35 protein-coding genes are annotated in these 17600 nt (G+C 60.6%); 8 read left to right on the plus strand and 27 right to left on the minus strand.

Annotation, left to right across the window (positions count from 1 at the left end; all coding sequences use genetic code 11):
- Window positions 1-100: 100 nt before the first annotated feature.
- Window positions 101-607 (plus strand): HNH endonuclease, encoded by a 507-nt coding sequence (locus AC6EI8_RS08870; protein WP_498381750.1) that lies wholly within the window; start codon window positions 101-103, stop codon window positions 605-607.
- Window positions 608-686: 79 nt separating this feature from the next.
- Here the strand turns inward: AC6EI8_RS08870 and AC6EI8_RS08875 are convergent, their stop codons facing one another.
- From AC6EI8_RS08875 to AC6EI8_RS09005, 27 genes are all read right to left on the minus strand, one after another.
- Window positions 687-884 carry a hypothetical protein gene (locus tag AC6EI8_RS08875; RefSeq protein WP_498381751.1) on the minus strand — a complete coding sequence of 66 codons (198 nt, stop codon included), beginning with the start codon at window positions 882-884 and terminating at the stop codon, window positions 687-689.
- Window positions 881-1090, minus strand: coding sequence for a hypothetical protein (locus AC6EI8_RS08880; RefSeq protein WP_261668392.1), 210 nt, complete (start codon window positions 1088-1090; stop codon window positions 881-883). The genes AC6EI8_RS08875 and AC6EI8_RS08880 overlap by 4 nt, the downstream gene beginning before the upstream one ends.
- A complete protein-coding gene (locus AC6EI8_RS08885) occupies window positions 1087-1389 on the minus strand; it encodes a hypothetical protein (RefSeq protein WP_252252948.1) in 303 nt (100 codons plus the stop codon). Before AC6EI8_RS08885 ends, AC6EI8_RS08880 begins: the two co-directional genes overlap by 4 nt.
- Complete coding sequence (locus AC6EI8_RS08890) at window positions 1367-3490, minus strand: portal protein (RefSeq protein WP_498381752.1); 2124 nt, start codon at window positions 3488-3490, stop codon at window positions 1367-1369. Before AC6EI8_RS08890 ends, AC6EI8_RS08885 begins: the two co-directional genes overlap by 23 nt.
- A 22-nt stretch (window positions 3491-3512) precedes the next feature.
- Window positions 3513-4763 (minus strand): PBSX family phage terminase large subunit, encoded by a 1251-nt coding sequence (locus AC6EI8_RS08895; protein ID WP_498381753.1) that lies wholly within the window; start codon window positions 4761-4763, stop codon window positions 3513-3515.
- Entirely contained in the window at window positions 4760-5200 is a 441-nt protein-coding gene (locus tag AC6EI8_RS08900; RefSeq protein WP_252252951.1) for a helix-turn-helix domain-containing protein, read from the minus strand. Before AC6EI8_RS08900 ends, AC6EI8_RS08895 begins: the two co-directional genes overlap by 4 nt.
- 45 nt (window positions 5201-5245) lie before the next feature.
- Window positions 5246-5419 carry a hypothetical protein gene (locus AC6EI8_RS08905; RefSeq protein WP_498381754.1) on the minus strand — a complete coding sequence of 58 codons (174 nt, stop codon included), beginning with the start codon at window positions 5417-5419 and terminating at the stop codon, window positions 5246-5248.
- Between the two features lie 2 nt (window positions 5420-5421).
- Window positions 5422-5583, minus strand: coding sequence for a hypothetical protein (locus AC6EI8_RS08910; protein WP_498381755.1), 162 nt, complete (start codon window positions 5581-5583; stop codon window positions 5422-5424).
- Between the two features lie 240 nt (window positions 5584-5823).
- Entirely contained in the window at window positions 5824-6222 is a 399-nt protein-coding gene (locus tag AC6EI8_RS08915) for a hypothetical protein (protein ID WP_498381756.1), read from the minus strand.
- Entirely contained in the window at window positions 6215-7381 is a 1167-nt protein-coding gene (locus tag AC6EI8_RS08920; RefSeq protein ID WP_498381757.1) for a helix-turn-helix domain-containing protein, read from the minus strand. Before AC6EI8_RS08920 ends, AC6EI8_RS08915 begins: the two co-directional genes overlap by 8 nt.
- Window positions 7382-7510: 129 nt before the next feature.
- Window positions 7511-7882, minus strand: coding sequence for a hypothetical protein (locus tag AC6EI8_RS08925; RefSeq protein WP_498381758.1), 372 nt, complete (start codon window positions 7880-7882; stop codon window positions 7511-7513).
- Window positions 7883-7992: 110 nt separating this feature from the next.
- Window positions 7993-8169 (minus strand): hypothetical protein, encoded by a 177-nt coding sequence (locus tag AC6EI8_RS08930; RefSeq protein ID WP_498381759.1) that lies wholly within the window; start codon window positions 8167-8169, stop codon window positions 7993-7995.
- On the minus strand, window positions 8169-8456 hold the full coding sequence (locus AC6EI8_RS08935; protein WP_498381760.1) for a DUF968 domain-containing protein: 288 nt from the start codon (window positions 8454-8456) through the stop codon (window positions 8169-8171). The genes AC6EI8_RS08930 and AC6EI8_RS08935 overlap by 1 nt, the downstream gene beginning before the upstream one ends.
- Window positions 8453-8671: a DUF3310 domain-containing protein gene (locus tag AC6EI8_RS08940; RefSeq protein ID WP_498381761.1), complete on the minus strand. Its 219-nt coding sequence runs from the start codon at window positions 8669-8671 to the stop codon at window positions 8453-8455. Before AC6EI8_RS08940 ends, AC6EI8_RS08935 begins: the two co-directional genes overlap by 4 nt.
- Window positions 8668-9081, minus strand: a complete 414-nt coding sequence (locus AC6EI8_RS08945; protein ID WP_498381762.1) for a recombination protein NinB — start codon at window positions 9079-9081, stop codon at window positions 8668-8670. The genes AC6EI8_RS08940 and AC6EI8_RS08945 overlap by 4 nt, the downstream gene beginning before the upstream one ends.
- A 136-nt stretch (window positions 9082-9217) precedes the next feature.
- Complete coding sequence (locus AC6EI8_RS08950; RefSeq protein WP_498381763.1) at window positions 9218-9532, minus strand: hypothetical protein; 315 nt, start codon at window positions 9530-9532, stop codon at window positions 9218-9220.
- Window positions 9529-9675: a hypothetical protein gene (locus tag AC6EI8_RS08955; protein WP_498381764.1), complete on the minus strand. Its 147-nt coding sequence runs from the start codon at window positions 9673-9675 to the stop codon at window positions 9529-9531. Before AC6EI8_RS08955 ends, AC6EI8_RS08950 begins: the two co-directional genes overlap by 4 nt.
- Complete coding sequence (locus AC6EI8_RS08960; RefSeq protein ID WP_498381765.1) at window positions 9663-9854, minus strand: hypothetical protein; 192 nt, start codon at window positions 9852-9854, stop codon at window positions 9663-9665. The genes AC6EI8_RS08955 and AC6EI8_RS08960 overlap by 13 nt, the downstream gene beginning before the upstream one ends.
- Complete coding sequence (locus tag AC6EI8_RS08965) at window positions 9851-10219, minus strand: hypothetical protein (RefSeq protein ID WP_498381766.1); 369 nt, start codon at window positions 10217-10219, stop codon at window positions 9851-9853. Before AC6EI8_RS08965 ends, AC6EI8_RS08960 begins: the two co-directional genes overlap by 4 nt.
- Window positions 10216-10557: a hypothetical protein gene (locus tag AC6EI8_RS08970; RefSeq protein ID WP_498381767.1), complete on the minus strand. Its 342-nt coding sequence runs from the start codon at window positions 10555-10557 to the stop codon at window positions 10216-10218. Before AC6EI8_RS08970 ends, AC6EI8_RS08965 begins: the two co-directional genes overlap by 4 nt.
- The gene (locus AC6EI8_RS08975) at window positions 10557-10835 is read right to left on the minus strand and encodes a hypothetical protein (RefSeq protein WP_261668379.1); all 279 of its coding nucleotides are present in this window, start codon (window positions 10833-10835) and stop codon (window positions 10557-10559) included. Before AC6EI8_RS08975 ends, AC6EI8_RS08970 begins: the two co-directional genes overlap by 1 nt.
- On the minus strand, window positions 10835-11800 hold the full coding sequence (locus tag AC6EI8_RS08980) for a DnaB-like helicase C-terminal domain-containing protein (RefSeq protein WP_498381768.1): 966 nt from the start codon (window positions 11798-11800) through the stop codon (window positions 10835-10837). The genes AC6EI8_RS08975 and AC6EI8_RS08980 overlap by 1 nt, the downstream gene beginning before the upstream one ends.
- A complete protein-coding gene (locus AC6EI8_RS08985) occupies window positions 11791-12270 on the minus strand; it encodes an AP2 domain-containing protein (RefSeq protein ID WP_498381769.1) in 480 nt (159 codons plus the stop codon). Before AC6EI8_RS08985 ends, AC6EI8_RS08980 begins: the two co-directional genes overlap by 10 nt.
- A complete protein-coding gene (locus AC6EI8_RS08990; RefSeq protein WP_498381770.1) occupies window positions 12270-12671 on the minus strand; it encodes a hypothetical protein in 402 nt (133 codons plus the stop codon). Before AC6EI8_RS08990 ends, AC6EI8_RS08985 begins: the two co-directional genes overlap by 1 nt.
- Window positions 12668-13342 (minus strand): LvrA C-terminal domain-related protein, encoded by a 675-nt coding sequence (locus AC6EI8_RS08995; RefSeq protein ID WP_498381771.1) that lies wholly within the window; start codon window positions 13340-13342, stop codon window positions 12668-12670. Before AC6EI8_RS08995 ends, AC6EI8_RS08990 begins: the two co-directional genes overlap by 4 nt.
- Before the next feature lie 7 nt (window positions 13343-13349).
- Window positions 13350-13715, minus strand: coding sequence for a helix-turn-helix domain-containing protein (locus AC6EI8_RS09000; RefSeq protein ID WP_498381772.1), 366 nt, complete (start codon window positions 13713-13715; stop codon window positions 13350-13352).
- A gap of 149 nt (window positions 13716-13864) precedes the next feature.
- A complete protein-coding gene (locus tag AC6EI8_RS09005; protein ID WP_498381773.1) occupies window positions 13865-14110 on the minus strand; it encodes a transcriptional regulator in 246 nt (81 codons plus the stop codon).
- A gap of 92 nt (window positions 14111-14202) precedes the next feature.
- Between AC6EI8_RS09005 and AC6EI8_RS09010 the strand changes: the two genes are divergently transcribed.
- The 7 genes from AC6EI8_RS09010 to AC6EI8_RS09040 all read left to right on the plus strand — a co-directional run.
- Window positions 14203-14982, plus strand: coding sequence for a S24 family peptidase (locus AC6EI8_RS09010; protein ID WP_498381774.1), 780 nt, complete (start codon window positions 14203-14205; stop codon window positions 14980-14982).
- A gap of 441 nt (window positions 14983-15423) precedes the next feature.
- Window positions 15424-16338: a DUF7666 domain-containing protein gene (locus AC6EI8_RS09015; RefSeq protein WP_498381775.1), complete on the plus strand. Its 915-nt coding sequence runs from the start codon at window positions 15424-15426 to the stop codon at window positions 16336-16338.
- A 4-nt stretch (window positions 16339-16342) separates the two neighbouring features.
- On the plus strand, window positions 16343-16591 hold the full coding sequence (locus AC6EI8_RS09020) for a hypothetical protein (protein ID WP_498381776.1): 249 nt from the start codon (window positions 16343-16345) through the stop codon (window positions 16589-16591).
- A gap of 25 nt (window positions 16592-16616) precedes the next feature.
- A complete protein-coding gene (locus AC6EI8_RS09025; protein WP_498381777.1) occupies window positions 16617-16898 on the plus strand; it encodes a hypothetical protein in 282 nt (93 codons plus the stop codon).
- Window positions 16895-17050 (plus strand): hypothetical protein, encoded by a 156-nt coding sequence (locus tag AC6EI8_RS09030; RefSeq protein WP_498381778.1) that lies wholly within the window; start codon window positions 16895-16897, stop codon window positions 17048-17050. The genes AC6EI8_RS09025 and AC6EI8_RS09030 overlap by 4 nt, the downstream gene beginning before the upstream one ends.
- A complete protein-coding gene (locus AC6EI8_RS09035) occupies window positions 17047-17385 on the plus strand; it encodes a hypothetical protein (RefSeq protein WP_498381779.1) in 339 nt (112 codons plus the stop codon). The genes AC6EI8_RS09030 and AC6EI8_RS09035 overlap by 4 nt, the downstream gene beginning before the upstream one ends.
- Window positions 17386-17395: 10 nt before the next feature.
- A partial coding sequence (locus AC6EI8_RS09040) for a hypothetical protein (RefSeq protein ID WP_498381780.1) occupies window positions 17396-17600 on the plus strand: 205 nt, incomplete at its 3' end.

The following is a 17600-nucleotide window of genomic DNA, read 5'->3' on the forward strand; positions in this document are numbered from 1 at the left end:
CGCTAGACTGTTAGTGCAGGGCTAGCCCGACGGGGCGAAAGCTGGTTTCCGTGCCAGTTGCCCTGCCTTCCACGGAGCCACTCAATTTGCGGAGATTGAGATGATCGAGAACTGGGTCGCCTCACCTGATTTCCCCGACTTCTACGAGGTTTCAAACCTCGGACGAGTACGGCGTTTAGGCAAAGAATTACCCCTTATGCCGTACAAGTCCGCGCTCGGATATGAGCGCGTCACCCTGTCGATAAACGGCAGTGAACACGTCCGTTCGGTCCACCGCCTGATATGCCAGGCGTTTCACGGGGCCCCGCCGATGGATGCGCCATGGGTGAACCACATTGATGGCGACCCATCGCACAATTGGCCGGAAAACCTGGAATGGGTTAGCCCAAGCGCAAACGCTGTTCACGCCTTCCAGACGCTTCGGCGACCTCGTTGCCCAGCAGGCGAGAAGCACTACTGCGCAAAGCTGACAGAGGCCGACGTTCGCGAAATTCGCTTGCTTGTGCAGTCCGGCGAAACATACTCGTCGCTAGGGCGCCTCTACGGCGTCAACAGGAACACCATCAAACAAATCTTCACTGGCCGAAGCTGGTCTCACGTGAAGTAACAAAAAAGCCCGCACGAGGCGGGCTGTTCGGTTGGTCTTTCTTCGGGTCGCTATCAAGGGCTAGCGACAGGCCCGGAAATCATGCTTGCTGGGTCAGGTTTCCGTTGACGATCAGCTTGGCGCCACGCAGGAGCGTGAACGTCTCGCCCGTCACGTCACTGCCAACGGTGTGCTGCCCACACAGGGCCAGTTCGGCCCATTTGGTCAGAGCGAACGTCTCCAACGCCGTCTCAGGCGTCACGACGAGAGTGCCCGTCTCGGTGATCGTGGCTTTCATGCGTGCGTGCTGCCGTCGCTGTAGACCGCCAGCGGCTTGCCATCCTCGACCGGGATGCCTGCGTAGACGCCCGGGAAGATGCGGCTTTCAGCGCCGGGGAACACGATGCGGGTCACCACAACGCCCAGCTTCTGTGCTGCCGCCTCGTGACGACCAATGAAGGCTTCCAGCGTCTCGGCGGCCTTCGCTTCTTTGACTTCCTTCATCCTCTGATCCTCTCCAAAGTCCGTTGCATGATCGACTTGCGTTCTTCTTCCTGCTCGATGTACTTGCGCTGAAGCTCGCCGGTCTGGATATAGCTGGCAAACACCGCCTCGAACCGACCAACCGCCTTTAGGAAGCGATGCAGGTATTCCCGCGCTTCTACGTCGCGGCCATCGGTGGCAACCCACGCGTCCACGGCCCCCTGCTTGATCGCGGCCAGCGCCTCGACCACCAGCGGATCTTCCAGAATCCGCTTGGCCCGGTCGCCCCGGTCGATCTCAAATCTCGCTTGGTCGTCCATTCATCATCCCGAATGCGTTTTGCACCATGCCGGTAACTTCTTGCCGGTCCTTGCGCTCTTGCTCGTCGGCTTGCACTGCCGCATTGACCATCGAGTCGCGGTCCTTGATGCCAAGTTCCACTTCCCGCTGACGCAGCTTGACCAGCTCGATTTGCAGCCGGATCTGCTCCAGCTCGCGGTCGTTCGCCATCTTCTCGCGGTCCGTCTGCGCCTTGATCTGCGCCTTCTCGACCTCGGCTTTCGCCAGAACTTCCTCCGGCGACGGCTGCGGCGGCTCGGGCGGCGGGGCCTGTTCCGGGTCGATCCAGTACTGTTCTGCGCCCTTGACCTTCATCGCCTTCATGCGCTGCATGATTGCGCGGTACAGGGTCTTCATGTCCGCGATGGGCGCGCCGGATTGCAGCGCCTGCGTCTGCATGGCGATGATTCCGTCCCACATCGGGACTTGCTCTGCCGGATCGCCGCCGATTTCAATCGTGGCATCCATCTCGTCGGACCATGCACGCGGGTCAAAGGACACCCACTTGTTGCGCAGACGGATGACATCGGGCTTGTTCTGGTGCTGACACACCAGCTTCAGGACCAGCCGGAACAGGTCTTTGACGCCCGTCTCAGCGAAGATGCGGGCGATCATGAGGATGCGCTTGTCGCCCTTCGTCATGATCTTGGTGACGCCCGTAGCCGTCTTGTTCAGGCTGTCGGCGTCCAAACCTTGGTTGTAGCGCGTGACGCCCGTGCGCTGTTCCTTGCGGGCATCCATGAACTCGATGCCTTCGAGGGCATCCCGCGCGACGATGTTGGTCGTCAGCGGCGCCACAGCCATGTTTGCTGCGCCTTGCCCGCGAACGATCCCGCCAATGCGGTTGTTCAGCAGGTCGTCAAGATTGACCTTTGCGTCGGTGTTGACGTACGTACGCGGGTTGTTCGCCAGGTACAGCGAGTCGAGATACTGACGTTGCAGCGCAGTATTGATCGACTGCAACGGCGCGACAGGATCGGCCAGCGCCATGCCCACGACAGCATGCGGAATCGGGATCGGCGTCAGGACGCAGAAGTCCGGACCATCCACTTCCTTGCTCATCAGCGTCTCGGAGCCGCGCAGCACGTAGTGCCATTCCGCCTCACCGTCGCCATCCACGTCTGCCAGCACGTAGCCGCAGAACAACAGCACTTCCTCTGTCGTCTCGTCCAGCGTCGGCTCGGTGTCGAACCGCCAGCTTTGCGTCTCGTGCTCGGCCTTCTCCTTCAGCGAGTCCCCGATCTCGAGGTTCGTCACGCTGTAGTCCAGGACTGCCATCGCCTTGGCCTTGTCAACGCCCATCTCGACAAGATCAGACCGCTTGAACGGGCGCAGCTCGCCCTGCACGATGGCGTCGCACAGCCTGGTCGCACTCTTGGACACGACGAACGTTTCCGGGCGCACGTTCTCGATGCAGACCTGACCCTTCTGCCGTGTGATGCGAATGGTCACGTCGTACAGCATCTTGGGCGGCTGCTGGAGCAGCATCAGGACTTGCTGCGCCTGCTCAGGCGCCATCGCGTTGAGCGCGGACGCTGCCTGCTGGCGCTGCTTCTCGTCCTCCGGATCAGGGTAAGACGATTGCTCGATGACCTCGACGCCTTCCCGGTCCAGCAGACGGACGAGCGCATCCTCGTCCAGGCCCTCGTATTCCTCTTTCTTGACCGTGCGCTTGTCGCTCCAGTACGCGCGGACAATGCCGATCTTGGCAAGGAGCGCGTCCTTGAACCACGTATTGAAGATCAGGAAGCCCGGATTGCGCTTGGTGACAAGGTAGTTGATGTAGTCCGACGCCTGCGCGGCGAATTCCTCGTCCTCCGGCCCACCAGGCGCGAAGTCGGCGATGTTGTCGCGCGCCAGGAACGTTTCCAGCAGGTCGGGCAGAACGGATTCGACCGTCTCGAACACATCCCACGAAACGACCTGCGAGCGCCCCGCGACCTCGTTGCCCAAGGGGAGGCCCAGGTAATACTGGTAGTTGCGTTCGCGCTCTGGCTTGATGTTCGAGTCTTGCCACCATACGGCGGCTTGCACCTCTTGATCGACCAGACCGTCGAAGTCCTCGGGTTTCATCTTGGGCATAAGAAAAGCCGCTCAAGGCGGCTCACACGATTCCTAGTTGCGGGTAGTTCAGCGGTTGCCCGCCCCAATCCTCGTTCGTCAGCTTCTCGGCGTTGATGCACATGTACCGGAACGCATCGGCCCCGTGCGACCACTCGTCGTGCAGCGGCGCTCCGGCTTCCTGCGTCTGCTGGCTGATACTGCGGCGATAGCGCTTCAGGCACTGGATCAGCCGCTCGGCCTTGGCCTTGTCGAAGTACACGCGCGGGAAGGTCATCCGGGCTTGCCGAATCCCTTCCTCGACCGCCATGTTCGGCGTCATCTTCACGTCCCAGCCAAGCGCCGTCAGCACGTCCACGGCGCTCTTGCCGGTCTGCGGATTGCCATGCTTGCCGTCATGCGGCAGATACATCGAACCCCAGTTCAGCCGCCGCTCTCGCAGCAGCGCCGAGTACTGGTCGTACGTCTTGTGCGAGTCCTCGATGTAGTCGATGACCATCAGCGCCGACGCCGACTTCTGCACCAGAATGATCGTCATCGCGTCATTCCAGCCCAAGTCCCAAATGCCATGCACCTTCAGCATCGGGTCATACGGCACGTGAGCAATCCGCCCGCTAGCCTCAGCCGCTGCTACCTCGTCGTAGTAGATCGCGCCAGTGACAGCGGGCTTGCACTTGCCGAGCCAGATGTTGTCGTAGTCCTTCGGCGCGGTCTTCTGGCAGTGGATACGCTCCGCTTCCAGTTCTTCGCTGAACCACGGGTTGTCGTGGTAGTTCACCGACACCACGCACGAATTTGGCGGCGGGTTGGCGATGAAGCGCTGGTACGTCTCGTCCGTCTCCAGCTCGGGATTCAGACTGATCCAGATTTCCGAGCCAGCCTTGCGGATCGTCGGGATCAGGACATCCCAAGAGCGCTTGCTGACGCTCTGTCCTTCCTCGACCCACGCGCGATCCAGCCCCTCGTACGACTTGATCGAATCGACCGTATGCTGCGCCAGGCCAGCAAACAGGAACTCGGTCCCGTTCTGGCCCCGGATCGTGGTCTCCAGCACCTCGTAGAAGCCACCAAGGCCGAGCGACTGGATCTGATCGGCCAGCAGCTTGTGCACCGAGTCCTTGATGGACTTCTGCACCTCGCGGAAGCACCCGATGCGCAGAGTCTGCGAGGCGCCCTGTATCAGCAGCGCCCTTGCAAAGCTCCACGACTTGCCGCTACCCCGGCCACCGTGTGCGACCTTGTAGCGATACGGCTGAAACAGGAACCGCAGCTTTTCAGGAAACTGCGCGCTCACGGGTTGACGAACTCAACCTTAAGGTTTTGCTCAATCGGCTTGCCATCCGGCCCGCTGATTTCCTGATCCACCTTGTCCCGCCACTTCGTGCGCGCCCGGTTCTTGAGCCAGAAGATCGCCGCAGTCGTATCGGGCGGGTAATGCTCGGTGTACGGCTCCTGCTTGACCTCGCCACCAACCACCATGATCTTGACCGCAGGATGGGAATAGCCCATTGCCCGCTGATACAGGCGGTCGGCTACATCCGCGTCTGCTTGAGCCTTGCCCTTTTTTAGGGCCTCAAGAAACTCCGGATGCGCATTCTTCCAGGCATTCAGCGTTTGCTCGGACACGCCGAAGAAGTCAGCCATTTCCTTGTCGGTCGCGCCCAACAGACAGAGCTTTCTTGCCTGCTCTGCGTATTCCTCTCGATAACTGCTGGGTCGTGCCATTTCCATTTGCGACTCCCGCTACCGGGTTGGTCGCCCTCTGTTGGTTGTCCTTCAGATGTCCGCTTGACATACGGCCACGAGCACAAAGCCTTCTGGCTTCTGCGTGACCGCCTCTATCTCCGCCGCCGTAGCGACGCATGCTTTCTGTGTCTCGGTGTCTATCCGCTGCGCGAGGAATGCTTCTCCCGTTGCCACTTGGATGGCGAACAGGAGAAGGAACCACATGGCTAGTCCTTGATGGACTTCACATCGTCGGCCACATCCTTCGCGGCATCGGCCAACGGCTTGATCGCTGCATCCGCGATGTCAACGACCATCTCGACCGGCTTGGTGACCACAGTCAGCACATCACCTGCGAGGTCACTCAACGACTTAATCAGCCCAAACATGGCAACGCTCCAAAAACAAAAGCCCCACCGGTGTTACCCGGTAGGGCTAAGAGGTGATGAATCACCTAGGAGGAGACAAGCAATGAAACTCGTTGAGGGCGGCCGCGATCTCGCAACCCTGAACCCTCACGGCTGGCGGCTGAAGCAACACGATTTCAGGTCGTGCGCTGGCATTGTCGCAACCGCCATGCGTGAAGAAACTACAATTCGATTCTAGCCAACTAACGCCGAATTGGCGCATCACTTGACGCGCTTTTTCTTGCGCCACTTCGCATAGGCCGCCATCACTTCGCCGAGCAACCAGCCTTGCAGATAGGCGAATGCCTCGTGGTTGCCCGCGTCATGTTCGACGCCCACACAGTCCAGCACGTAATACGCCATGTGCACGCACTCATGGCTGGCAGTGCAGACCCAATCCGCAGAATCCTTGCTGGCGAACGCGGCAAGGACAAACTCGGCGCGGCCCGAGTCTCGCTGCGTGAATACCCCGGCGTGCCCTGCGACCGATTCAGCCGCTGGCTCAACGCCGAAGAAGTCGCGCACCTCGCGGTCCGTCTCGCGGTCGAAGACCAGCCAGACCCGTTGCCCGTAGATGGGCACCTCCACCATGGCTACGCCTTCCGGCCACTTCTTAGCCATGCTGGAACATTTCGGGCGTCACGATGGTGCGGGCTACCTGCCCATACTTCTCGTGGTAGGTGATCGTGCTTGCCGCCCGCTCGGAGATCCAGCCTCCGCGCGCTGCGTAGGCATCCCGTGCCGCCAGCGTCGGATGCTGGGTGACGATCATGCCCGAATACTCTTTCTCGTCCACGTGGTGCCGATGGCCCGTGTGGCAGTAGCGCTTGGTCGTGGCGCCCCACATCTTCGGGAACTGCGCTGCGAACAGCAACGGCATCTGTTCGTTGGTCGTCTTGTGCCCGTGATGAAAGGCCAGCATCACGTCGCCGTGCTGGTAGACGTAATACGGCAGCTCCGAGTCGTTCACCGACAGGCGCGGCTCCTTCTCGTACAGCGCCGCGAACATCTGACGCAGCCAGACGGAGCTGGCCTCATCGTGATTTCCTTCGGCTATGACCAGATGCACCTTGGCATGTTTGCGCAGCGCATGGTCAATCAGCCGCCGAAGCACGCGGATCGACGCGGCCACGATCTTCGAGAAGCGCCCATCCTGGTCTAGGACGTGCTTGTTCGTCGGAGTCACCGGCAACAGCCCGTCGCTGTGCAGGAAATCCCCTTGGATCGACAGGACGCATGTCCCAGCAGCCGGGGCAGCCTCGACCATATGCAGGAAGCTCGCCAGTAACAGCCGCTCGGCAATGCCGATGTCCCAATCCGCGCCGCCTTCCTTGTGCCACGCCAGCATGCCCATGTGGTAGTCGGTGAATACCACCAGATTGCACAGGGCCGAGATATTCCCCCACTCATGGGGGGCAGGATCAACGCGCGGCAGGCTTTCTGCCATCGCGTCAAACGCCTCGCGCATGATCTCTCGCATGCGCTCTTGGTCCACCGCCGACTTGACCCACTGACCGACGGGCTTGCCGTCCTTGCCGTAATACGTGGAAACCCCACGCACCCGGTAGCCATCCGGCACGGTGCGCGTCATGTCATGCGCCGGTGAGTAGCCCGCCTGAGCAGCGCGCTTCTTCAGGCCGATGATCGCCGTACTGATCGTGCCACGAGCGACGCCTAGCGCCGCCGCAGCTTTCCGCTCCGATCCGTGCTGTTCCAGCGCCTCGATGATCTCGATTTGCCGTGGCGTCGCCCATTCTTTTAACCGCTGGTCTATGGTCATGGGCGTCCAAAAGAAAAAGCCCGCTCAACGGCGGGCTTCGGTTGCTGGCTACTCACTCCAGCGTTGCACAAACTGTAGCAAAACTACAGAATTCGTGCGGAGCTAAATTGCGCGGGAAAATCCGCACACTTAATCGACCGCCTCGGCCAGCTCCTGAACGTTCGCCAGATGCACCCGTTTGATCGTCGCTGCCAGCTTGTGGGCGCGGCGAGCAAACCGATGCAGCCGGTCATAGAACGTCCGGGTTCCGATCCCCATGGCGCCCGCAATCGTCTTGACGGGCCGGATGCCGTGGAAGTAGTACAGGCTGAAACAGATAGCCTCTGCCGGTTCCTCGTCCGCCAGGCCGTGTACCGCCATGTTCAGGAACGCCAGATCGGGATCGAGCGGGCCGTCTGGCTCCTTGGGCGCCCGCGTCCTAGGCTGCATCTGCGCCAGGATGTTCTGCGGCACAGGCGGCGCGAAGTATTTGCGCGTGTGGCACCAGTAGGCCCACTGCATGCACAGAGCGTGTATCTCTTGGTCAGTCATCCGACACCTCCCGTTTTCGCTTCCCGTCAATCCGCAAGGCCATGTACCACCACAGCATCACCGCAAAGAACATCGGCACCTCACACCTCCCGCCCCATGCTCGGGGAATCCCGCCGCAGCTCCGACGCGCCCGCTTGCTCCAGAGCGAGCAGCACCGCCGATAGCTGCTCCGCCGTCAGCTTGACCTGTGCATGCTTGACGCCGTTCGTGGCGCGCAGCCAGCCCAATTTCTCTTGCAGCATCGTGACCAGTTCCATCACGCCACCTCCAACAATCCAGCCTCGATCAGCGCCACATGCGTCTTGGCAATCCATTCCATCTGCGCCTCCCGCCGTTCCTGCTTGGTCATCGTCTTTCCTTGGTCTAGCTCGTAGTGACACGCTGTACAGAGCCCCATGATCGCGGCGTCACTAGCCTTGTGCCCCATGCCTTTGCCAAAGCACGAGAGGTTCGCATGGGCCGCTTGCGTGTCGCCGTGGCGCCCGCAGTTGACGCAAGGCAGGGACGCCACGGCTCGCCGCAGGGATTCGCTGCGGTAGGTCATTGGCCCGACTTCTCCCGCTTGGCAATCTCCCGCTCGATGTACCAGACCGCTTTGCGCAGATCCTCGATAGCATCGTGCTTCAGGTCAGCACGCCATACGTACTTGATGGCGTTGCCGAGGTTGAAGCCCATGTGCTCCGTCACTTGGATACACTCGATGCCGCTCGGATGGCTCGTGTAGTGCTTCGGGTTGCTGACCGGATCGTGATTGCTCATTGGAACTGGACCCCCAGGTTTGCCGCCGCGTATGCCTGCACGGCGTTCAGGTACTCCGAAAACTCGCCCACGCTCATCTGCGTGGTGCTCTTGCGACGACTGACAATTTCGCCGCTCGGCAATTCCACGTCCTCGCAGACGCCGAACTGGCGCGCGAACATTTCGTGCCATGTGTCCTTGTCGTACTGGCGGCCACGCACCCAAGCCTGATCAGCGATATCACGTAGAACGACGCCCCAGTAGTGGCGGTTGGCCTCTGCGGTGCGCTTCCGTTCCTCGCTCGTCAGGATGATCCGCAGGGGCTGGCCGCGATCCGCGAAACTCTTGGCGTTCTCCTTCACCAGCGCCACGAATGCCTGCCAGACGCTCGGGCCGCGAAGTACGTATTCCTTGTAGAGGGCTGCGCTCATACTCGGCATTCCTTGTATCTGCGATTTACAGCTTTCGTGCTGTTTTCGACCACGGGCATTGCAGCGTTTCGTGCCACCCGCCGCAGTTCACGCACCGCACGTCGTCCCTGTAGAGTCGGTAGATCATGGCTATCTCCTAGCTAACGTCCTGCACCTTCACTCCCCATCGGCCCTTCGTGTCTTTCGCCCATCCGTGGATCACGATTTGCCATCCCGCCTTTCTGACCGCCGCTGTGTTCTGGTGCTCTGCGATCTTTCTCGCCCGCGCGCTCATGTTGCTGCGGCTCGTTGTCTGCACCGCTACCGTCTCGCCTTCGCGTACCGCCAGAAGGTCGATGAATCCGAACAAATCTTGGCGAACCTTGGCGAACGGATTGAACCGCTCGACCACCGCCACGAGGTAGCCTTTGCTCTCTAGGTACGCTTTACTGCGCTGGGTCGGGCTGCTCAAGCCGTCCTCCGCACCCAATTGAGCGCCGCACACGCGCCGCGCACCAGCGCACCCATCACCGCGAACGGCAGCAAGCAGATCGCCGCAGCCGTCCACAGCACCATGAAGAAGATCGCCACCAACAGGGCTGCTATCGCTTGCATTCCGGCCTCCATTCGTCCTCGTCCACTTCCATCACCACACTTCCGGTCTCCAGCCCGTTCACGTACCGGAAATGCCGTCCGTCCCACTGCACCGGGAATTCCTCGTGCGTAACGAGGTTCCGGTACACATAGCGGCCAACGTCGCCAGGCGTCTCGCTTCGCGGCTTCCAGCGGCTCATAGCCCCGCTCCTTCCTCGCTGGACATCCGGTGCCGATACGCGGGCAATTCGATGTCGGCGTGGTTGATGTTCCAGCTTGCGAGCAGCGCGGCCCAACGGTCGCTACCGACGAATTCCTGCTTGGCCGGCGCCTCAGGCTCGGGCCGCTTGCCATGCGGAAGATGGGCGCGCATGCCTGCGGCGTCCACGCACTCCCACACCAGCGCGCCGCGATACTTGGTGGCCTTCACCATGTCCTTGAACTGCTTCATGGCGCTGAACACCGCCTGGCGGGATTGCCCATGTGCTCGCGCGAACTCGGCGATAACGATGCGCTCTCCACGCAGGAAGGCGGCGCGCAGTTCCGATCCAATCGTCTTGCTCATGCCCACTCTCCTTCCATGATGTGCCGATGGGTCGGCAGCTTGATCTTGACCGGACGGATGCCGAAGACCTCAGCTAGCGGCACGAAATCCTTTGCCCTGAATTTCTGTGCCGTAGTCGCGGGCCGCCAGTCACGCAGGGCCTGCACATCCCGTGCGGTGTAGACCCTCGTCAAGGCGCCGCGCTTTCCGCGAATCGTGTTGCAGGAAACTGCCGTCCCGAATCGCTCCATAACGTCATGCACGGTCCCCGCATTGCAACCAACGCGAACCGCGAAAGACGACGCGACCACCGATTCACCTCGCAACAACGCCTCCAATGCCTTCTCTGCTACCGTCATCACCGCCTCACTGCGTCAATCTCTGCGCCTGCGTACTGGCGCCCGTAGGGATCGGGCAGACCATGCGCCGCACAGAAGTCGTCCAGCTTCTGGAAACCACGCTCGGCGGTGAATCGATATCCCTTCCGATGTGCCTGCGCGAAAACCGTCCAGAAGTTGTCAAAGAACTCCGGATGCTCCCGGAGCGCCGCCCGAATTTCGGCCTTGTCTTCTTCCTGCCATCCCAACTCGGCGGACAGGTAGCGAAGGTGGCCTGCCAGCTCCTGAGTGATCCGCATCAGAATGCCTCCCCAAGGTCGACGGTTTCCGAATGGGGTCGCTCTGCCAGCACGGGCTCGACCTTGTAGCGCTGCGGCAGGTCGCCCCGGGCCTCCAGGTACTGCAACGACTGCGGGTCGAACCAGAATCCGTAATGCCCTTCCGTCTCGCCATTGCGCTGCTTTTCAAGCTGAAGCACGGTGTCAGGCTCATTCATGTCGAACTTCATGTCTCCCGTGCGCATGGCTTCTTCCTTCGCCTTGTTGCGCCAGACGATGAACACGTTGTCCACCAGATCCGTGATCGATCCAGCGCCCTTTACGTCGAACTTGCCGGGCTGCTCCTTCTCGCTCTTGCTCTTGCGCACGTGGGCGACAAGGTGGATGTGCACGCCGGTGTCATGGGCCACCGTGCAGAGACGGTTTACGAAGTCCTTCTGCGCGTTGTAGTTGTCCTCGCCGTCCACAACCTTCGTCAGGTTGTCCACGATGAATTGCTGAATGCCGAACTTGTCCACGGCGTACCGGATCACCGCGACGATCTTGTCGGGGTGGCTGTTCCCAACGTGGTCGTACAGCCAGAGTCGGCCATCGGTCCACGCGTGGAACTTGCGGATAAAGTCCATCGACGGCTCATTGCCGCCCCAGGCTTGGCGCGCCATGCGAGCCATCACGCGCGCTGGATTCATTTCGAGGGACGCCATGCAAACTCGCTCGTTTTGCACGCACAGGTTCAGAACTACTTGCCCGACAAATTGAGACTTGCCATGGCCGTTAATCCCAGCGTAGAGACTTACTTCGCCTTGCCGTACTTCGAAGTCCGCCCATGTCTTTTGGAACCCCAATCCGACCTTGGGTGTCGTCCTAGGACGGTAAAAGTCATCAATAACGGCTTGTACCCATTCCCCCGCAGGCCGCACCTTGTGGTGGTCCTCAGGCTCCTTTAGGTACGGGCTGATATCTATAGAGTCATAAATCAGACGCATTTCGCCCCCGTATTTGCGAAGTCCCCGTGCAGCATCAGGGCGGCGGCACAATATGCGGCGAGCGCTTCTTCAGGGCTGTTAAAGAGGCCGAGGTACACCCCCTTCCCCGCCGCCTGAATCTTGGCCCGCCACTTCCGTGACTCCTTATGCCAACAGACACCCTTGAACCCCGATGAATTGTTCTTGTTGATCCGTCGATTCATGGCATTCTGCGATTTGTGGCATACCCGCAAGTTGGCCCTTGTGTTGTCTGCGCGATTCCCGTTTATGTGGTCCACAGTCACGGCATCATCCCGGCCAAGACCGAGGATTTCCCGATGCATGCTGATGTGGACTCGGCCATTTCCAACTCGTACCCGACGCACCGCGTAGCCTCGGTTGTCCAAGCGCCACCGATACCGGATAAGGGATTCGTAGTCGCAGTCGTCGACCTTGATGTGCTCGCCTTTCTCTGTGGTGATAATCCGCATCACTCCCCCCGGAACTGCTTGTTCTCAAAATCCACCCACGGCCAGAAAATCACGCCGTAGTCGCTTGCCTCGACCCGCCGCTTGCCCAGCGACTCCGGCAGCAGATGCACGATGCAGTCGGCGCCTTCGTGCGATTCCACGTCCCACAGGCCAAGCCATTCCGGCGCGCACTGGCCGATGGCGCGAACCACCGGGAAGAAGCGCACGCCAGGCTTGGCAAACACGCACGCTTTCAGCCCTCGCATCCAGCGCCAGTCGTAGTCGCGGTCCGGGTTCGCCAGAACCACCGGGTTCAATTCGTCCAGCGCACCAACCAGCGACACGATCAGCAGATCGGCAGGGCGCTTGCCTTGCAGGCGGGCGTCGAGGATCGGCTTGGCGCCGTAGGGGAGCGTCTTCACTTCAGTCCCGCGAATCGGCTAGGTTGCGTGCCTGGCGACGCTGGCTCGTCCTCCCAGCGCTTGGCGTTCAACCAAGATGCTGGGTATGGCACGAATTGGCCGCCGTCTTTCTGCCACTCAACCGAGGTCTTGGCCCGCGATACGGCTGCAAGAATCTGTTCTTGCAGGAGCTCGCCCGGTTTGATTTTTCTCCACGCCTTTAGGGCATCGGCCTTTGCAACCTTCTTCGGATACTCGGTCCAGAATCGGTCAAAGCCCGCGTCATCTGACGCGTGGGTATTACCTTCCTTCCCTTCCCTTCCTACCTGTACGTCACTGTCGCGCCGCGACGCGTGATTGACGCGTGCCGACGCGTCGTTTGGGGAGGGAAGAGACGACGCTGTTTCCCGTGGGTTGATGTGTTGGTGGTCCAGGAACTTGGGGATATAGGCAAGACCATCGCCATACAGAACCACTAGTCGCCGCCCAACAATCTCTCCGCACAGGGCATCGATGTCGATGTCGTCGGCCGGGAAGTAGCGAAGCTTGAAAGTCTTTGGCTTCCAAGTCAGCCTTCCTTCCCTATCAGCCTCACACCAGAGCGCGATGTAAAGAAGCCGCGCCAAGGGCGACAGCTCTACGATGTCTTCGCTGGTGAAGAACTCAGGCTTGATGGTCCTGATCCGTGCCATTCCTACCTCAAGCAGCCTTCAAGGCTTGCAGTTGTGTTTCAAGCTCGCGGATGCGCCTTTGCTCCGGCGTTTCGCGCGCCGTGGTGAAGCCGCACACCGAGTCTTCGTACTGCCGAATCGCCCAGTTCCCGCACAGCGCCTGGAACTTGATGCGGAAATCGAAGGGCAGATACTTCTTGCCGCTCAGGATGTTGGAGAGGTGGGACTTGGGCATGCCGAGCAGCACGGCGGCGTCGCTCAGCGTGTACTTGACCTTCCGACGCGACCAGCACAGAACTACGGCGTCAGCCTCTGTGCGCAGCCGACCGATGAGGAAGTCAGGCAGCATCTCCGGCTCCCCTACGACATCGAAGAACGGCATTTCCTTCTGCATTGCTTGAACTCCCCTTTTTGGATTTTTCTTGGGTTCATCTGCTGATGGGCTAAAACGTTCCCGGTGTTCTATGTGGCGTTACACGTACTTGCCGGGGCCAAATAAAGGCGTCCGAAACGAACGCCTTTACGCAAATGTCAAAATGGAAATCAGTCGCAGCTCTCGCTACCCCGCAGATACGACCAATCGACATCCGGGCGCAGGTCTTCCACGCACACAGCACGGTTGGTCGCCTTCTCGATCTCAATGGCCAGCTTCTCGCGGCACAGTCGATGGCCGCCTGCGATCTGCCACAGTTGACCGGGCGAGGTGCCGACCTTCGCGGCCAGCTCAGCGACGCCGGCAGGCTTGATCGACTTGAGGTAGGTTCTGAACTTGTCCATGAACTGCATCATAGCATCTGCTTCGATAAAGTCAAAGCCGTTGCTACGCTAGTTCATAGCTCCTGCGTCTACAGCAAATGCTAGTTTTCGGGTCTAATCCGGGCATGGATATGAACGCCCTCAGGCGGCAGCGTTTGCAGGCCCTTGTTGACACCGAAACGAGGGGGAACGTCGCGGAATTCGCGCGGCGGCATGACCTGAACCATGCCCGTCTTCTACAAATCCTCAACCCCAACTACCGGGGTGGCCGCAGCTTTGGCGAGAAGGTCGCGCGTGACTTGGAAGCCGCGTTAAAGCTTCCCTCGCTGTATCTGGATGCACCGGCCATTGCAGCCGGAGCGCCTGCTAACATACATCGCGAAACTCAAAGCGAGACTACGGGGCAAAAGTCCCCCGTCCTTTCGCCGCCTCTGCCTGCGGACAAAGGTAACGTCATCGCGTGGAGTTCAGAGGACGATCTACCACCCGACCCCGACCGGGTATGGATTGATCGCTATGACTATCATTTTTCAGCGGGGGACGGATTGCTACAGTGGGAAGTTAGGCAGAAGAACGCGCTGCCTTTCAACTTGTCGTTCTTTAAGGCCAAGGGAGCCAAGCCTGAGAACTGCAAGCTCCTGGTAGCGCGCGGAGACAGCATGGAGCCGTACCTGTTCAACAGGGACGTATTCATGGTCGATACAACAGATACCCACATCAGGGACGGAGAAATCTACGCTGTGCACTTCGAGGATGAAGCCCTTGTCAAGCAGCTATTCAAGCTGCCGGGCGGCGGGATCATCCTGCACTCCTTCAACGACAGAAAGTACCCGGATCGCCAGATCCCGGCCGAGAAGATGGAGTGGATTCAGATCGTCGGCCGCGTTATCTACCGGTCGGGCTAAAGGGGGTCAAGATGCGCCTTATCGTTGCATTGACTGCGGTCGCGGCTATCTCTGGCTGCGCCACATCTTCCAAGACTTACGCCCCTGACGGGCGAGCCGCCTATTCCATCAACTGCTCCGGCGCGGCCCTGAGCTGGGGCGAGTGCATGACCAAGGCTGGCGACCTATGCGGCGCCAAGGGCTACGATGTCATCGACCGCAGCACCGACCGGAACGCCGCTCTAGGCGGTGGAATCAACGGTTTCTTTGGTAGCGCAGGTCATAGTCGGTCCATGGTCATAGCCTGCAAAGCCTGACGATCCAACGCTGTTGCTAGAAGCCCACTATGAAGTGGGCATTTTTTTGTCCGTCTATCGTAGCTTCTGCTTGCATTCACAATAGCTTCTGCTATGATTGCTTCTAACGACGCGCACATCGGCGCTGAACAACGGAGCGAGAGCGATGCAAGACAACAAGACCTCCCTGGTACTTCGCACGGTCGATCACGACATGACCGCGTACGGCGGCTTCAAGTGGCCGGAGTCCGGCCCGGTGTCGGCGCCTGACTGGAAGAACGAAGCCGAGTGCGGGAATGGCCTGCACGGCATCCTCTGGCCTGACGGTGACTGGGGTTGCATCAAAGACTACGACGGCAGGGAGAAATGGCAAGTCGTGGAGGTCGATACCGACAGCATCGTCCAGATCGGCGGCAAGGTGAAATTTCCGCGCGGCAACGTGCTGTACACCGGGAACATGGCCGTGGCGCTGACGATGATTTCCAAGCGTTGGTGCGACGACATCAAAGCGGGGAAGCACCTGGAAGGAACCCAAGCCACTGGCGAAACCGTTGCATCGGGCAACTACTCGCGACTGGCCGCATCGGGCGACTACTCGCAACTGGCCGCATCGGGCGACGCCTCGCGACTGGCCGCATCGGGCAACTACTCGCAACTGGCCGCATCGGGCAACTACTCGCAACTGGCCGCATCGGGCGACGCCTCGCGACTGGCCGCATCGGGCAACTACTCGCAACTGGCCGCATCGGGCAACTACTCGCGACTGGCCGCATCGGGCGACGCCTCGCAACTGGCCGCATCGGGCAACTACTCGCAACTGGCCGCATCGGGCGACGCCTCGCAACTGGCCGCATCGGGCAACTACTCGCAACTGGCCGCATCGGGGAAAAAGTCAATCGCCGTAGCGGCTGGCATCAACAGTCAAGCCTCGGCAGGCGAAGACGGCTGTATCGCTCTCGCTTGGTGGGATGACGCTGCACAGCGCTATCGCATCGAGGTCGCATACGTAGGCGAGAACGGAATTGAACCCGACGTGATGTACCGCCTCGATGGCCACCACAATTTTGTGCGGGCGGAGTAAGGCCATGCAGAACCTTCACCCCGCCATTGCCGAAGCGCTTCGGCCTTTCGCACCGCCCCGCGTGAGCTGCGACACCAAGACGCTCAGCTCGGGTGCGCTGCTGACCTTTCGCGGCAAGGACGCCGATGAGGTCTACGAAGCTGCCCTGTCCCGCAAGAACGCCATCGACATCTACCGGTCGCCCGCTGTGGTCGCGCGCCTGTGGGATGGCGGCGAGTACGTCGTGCAGGTCCGCTACTACGGCTTGGACTGAACAACGACAACGCGAGGGGAAAGACATGACCATCTACGTGAAGAAAGACGGCCTCTGGCAACTGGACGCCGCGCACGAAAAAGCCGCGCTGCAAGCCGGATGCGCCAGCGTCGCTTTCGGAGAAAGGTTCAACCCTGGGCACGTACTCCTGGCCCATCACACGATCGGATGGGTCGGCGTCTATCGACTCCAATCGCCCGGCAAGTTCCCAGTCCTCATCAAGCGATTCCGCGACTTCGACCGCGCGTTGCGTTGCGCGCAGCGGGAAGACCGCGCCCTGTCCGCCGCCCTCGGGAGCCAGCAATGACCGACGCCCGCTTCATGGTCAGCCCTGACCGCGGCGAAGGAGCGTGGGTGCATCCGCTGGAAGTGCCGACGCGCGCTCCGGACTGGATCGACTGCACGGACATGGACGACGACGAGTTCGTGTCCTTCATGCGTGGGGAGACGCTGCAATGAGCCATCGCGCCGACTACTGGGACGAAGCCCTCTCGCTCGCGCTTGAAGGTGAAGGGCTTTACCACCTGTACGAACAAATCCCGAAGGACAAGCGCGGGGCAGTTGGCGAGGCGTTGGCGAGCAGCTCAGAGAACGAAGGTTTGGCCTTCGGGCGCGACGCCATCCCGAATCCGTTGCACTCGCAAATGGCAGACCGTGACCGCTCACATGCGAGCGAGGTAAAGCGGCTTGAACGGCAGGTAGAGGCCTACCGCGACGCGTTGGCGCGACGCGTTGGCATCGAGCCGCATCGGCTCTACCTCAATCACGACCGCGTCGAAGTCTCGCCAACCTAGGGAGCCAGCAATGACGAATGAGCAAGCCGCAGAGCGCCAGGCCGCGCACGAGTGCCTGATGCGGGAGCTGGTGGAGGCTTTGGAAGAGCTTCACGGGATGTACAGCTACGCCTGGGATCTGGTCGATGGCGGTCTGATGATGTTCGCGGACAGCATCCCGAAGTTTGAGGCGGCACATGCCAAGGCCGCGAAAGCGCTGGCCCGCGCCAAGGAGC

The organism is Cupriavidus sp. R6-3, from assembly GCF_059772245.1.

What these genes read in the sequence shown, in the direction of transcription:
- AC6EI8_RS08975 (WP_261668379.1), bottom strand. Translation starts at nt 10,835, where the DNA reads ATGCGGATCACTCAGGAGCTGGCAGGCCACCTTCGCTACCTGTCCGCC.
- AC6EI8_RS08970 (WP_498381767.1), bottom strand. Translation starts at nt 10,557, where the DNA reads ATGACGGTAGCAGAGAAGGCATTGGAGGCGTTGTTGCGAGGTGAATCG.
- AC6EI8_RS08935 (WP_498381760.1), bottom strand. Translation starts at nt 8,456, where the DNA reads ATGACCTACCGCAGCGAATCCCTGCGGCGAGCCGTGGCGTCCCTGCCT.
- AC6EI8_RS09000 (WP_498381772.1), bottom strand. Translation starts at nt 13,715, where the DNA reads ATGCAGAAGGAAATGCCGTTCTTCGATGTCGTAGGGGAGCCGGAGATG.
- AC6EI8_RS09025 (WP_498381777.1), top strand. Translation starts at nt 16,617, where the DNA reads ATGACCATCTACGTGAAGAAAGACGGCCTCTGGCAACTGGACGCCGCG.
- AC6EI8_RS08905 (WP_498381754.1), bottom strand. Translation starts at nt 5,419, where the DNA reads ATGTGGTTCCTTCTCCTGTTCGCCATCCAAGTGGCAACGGGAGAAGCA.
- AC6EI8_RS08955 (WP_498381764.1), bottom strand. Translation starts at nt 9,675, where the DNA reads ATGCAAGCGATAGCAGCCCTGTTGGTGGCGATCTTCTTCATGGTGCTG.
- AC6EI8_RS09030 (WP_498381778.1), top strand. Translation starts at nt 16,895, where the DNA reads ATGACCGACGCCCGCTTCATGGTCAGCCCTGACCGCGGCGAAGGAGCG.
- AC6EI8_RS08925 (WP_498381758.1), bottom strand. Translation starts at nt 7,882, where the DNA reads ATGCAGTGGGCCTACTGGTGCCACACGCGCAAATACTTCGCGCCGCCT.
- AC6EI8_RS08940 (WP_498381761.1), bottom strand. Translation starts at nt 8,671, where the DNA reads ATGAGCAATCACGATCCGGTCAGCAACCCGAAGCACTACACGAGCCAT.
- AC6EI8_RS08915 (WP_498381756.1), bottom strand. Translation starts at nt 6,222, where the DNA reads ATGGCTAAGAAGTGGCCGGAAGGCGTAGCCATGGTGGAGGTGCCCATC.
- AC6EI8_RS08875 (WP_498381751.1), bottom strand. Translation starts at nt 884, where the DNA reads ATGAAAGCCACGATCACCGAGACGGGCACTCTCGTCGTGACGCCTGAG.
- AC6EI8_RS08980 (WP_498381768.1), bottom strand. Translation starts at nt 11,800, where the DNA reads ATGCGTCTGATTTATGACTCTATAGATATCAGCCCGTACCTAAAGGAG.
- AC6EI8_RS09035 (WP_498381779.1), top strand. Translation starts at nt 17,047, where the DNA reads ATGAGCCATCGCGCCGACTACTGGGACGAAGCCCTCTCGCTCGCGCTT.
- AC6EI8_RS08870 (WP_498381750.1), top strand. Translation starts at nt 101, where the DNA reads ATGATCGAGAACTGGGTCGCCTCACCTGATTTCCCCGACTTCTACGAG.
- AC6EI8_RS09010 (WP_498381774.1), top strand. Translation starts at nt 14,203, where the DNA reads ATGGATATGAACGCCCTCAGGCGGCAGCGTTTGCAGGCCCTTGTTGAC.
- AC6EI8_RS08920 (WP_498381757.1), bottom strand. Translation starts at nt 7,381, where the DNA reads ATGACCATAGACCAGCGGTTAAAAGAATGGGCGACGCCACGGCAAATC.
- AC6EI8_RS08900 (WP_252252951.1), bottom strand. Translation starts at nt 5,200, where the DNA reads ATGGAAATGGCACGACCCAGCAGTTATCGAGAGGAATACGCAGAGCAG.
- AC6EI8_RS08890 (WP_498381752.1), bottom strand. Translation starts at nt 3,490, where the DNA reads ATGCCCAAGATGAAACCCGAGGACTTCGACGGTCTGGTCGATCAAGAG.
- AC6EI8_RS08965 (WP_498381766.1), bottom strand. Translation starts at nt 10,219, where the DNA reads ATGAGCAAGACGATTGGATCGGAACTGCGCGCCGCCTTCCTGCGTGGA.
- AC6EI8_RS08960 (WP_498381765.1), bottom strand. Translation starts at nt 9,854, where the DNA reads ATGAGCCGCTGGAAGCCGCGAAGCGAGACGCCTGGCGACGTTGGCCGC.
- AC6EI8_RS09005 (WP_498381773.1), bottom strand. Translation starts at nt 14,110, where the DNA reads ATGATGCAGTTCATGGACAAGTTCAGAACCTACCTCAAGTCGATCAAG.
- AC6EI8_RS08880 (WP_261668392.1), bottom strand. Translation starts at nt 1,090, where the DNA reads ATGAAGGAAGTCAAAGAAGCGAAGGCCGCCGAGACGCTGGAAGCCTTC.
- AC6EI8_RS08885 (WP_252252948.1), bottom strand. Translation starts at nt 1,389, where the DNA reads ATGGACGACCAAGCGAGATTTGAGATCGACCGGGGCGACCGGGCCAAG.
- AC6EI8_RS08995 (WP_498381771.1), bottom strand. Translation starts at nt 13,342, where the DNA reads ATGGCACGGATCAGGACCATCAAGCCTGAGTTCTTCACCAGCGAAGAC.
- AC6EI8_RS08985 (WP_498381769.1), bottom strand. Translation starts at nt 12,270, where the DNA reads ATGCGGATTATCACCACAGAGAAAGGCGAGCACATCAAGGTCGACGAC.
- AC6EI8_RS08930 (WP_498381759.1), bottom strand. Translation starts at nt 8,169, where the DNA reads ATGGAACTGGTCACGATGCTGCAAGAGAAATTGGGCTGGCTGCGCGCC.
- AC6EI8_RS08945 (WP_498381762.1), bottom strand. Translation starts at nt 9,081, where the DNA reads ATGAGCGCAGCCCTCTACAAGGAATACGTACTTCGCGGCCCGAGCGTC.
- AC6EI8_RS09020 (WP_498381776.1), top strand. Translation starts at nt 16,343, where the DNA reads ATGCAGAACCTTCACCCCGCCATTGCCGAAGCGCTTCGGCCTTTCGCA.
- AC6EI8_RS09015 (WP_498381775.1), top strand. Translation starts at nt 15,424, where the DNA reads ATGCAAGACAACAAGACCTCCCTGGTACTTCGCACGGTCGATCACGAC.
- AC6EI8_RS08910 (WP_498381755.1), bottom strand. Translation starts at nt 5,583, where the DNA reads ATGTTTGGGCTGATTAAGTCGTTGAGTGACCTCGCAGGTGATGTGCTG.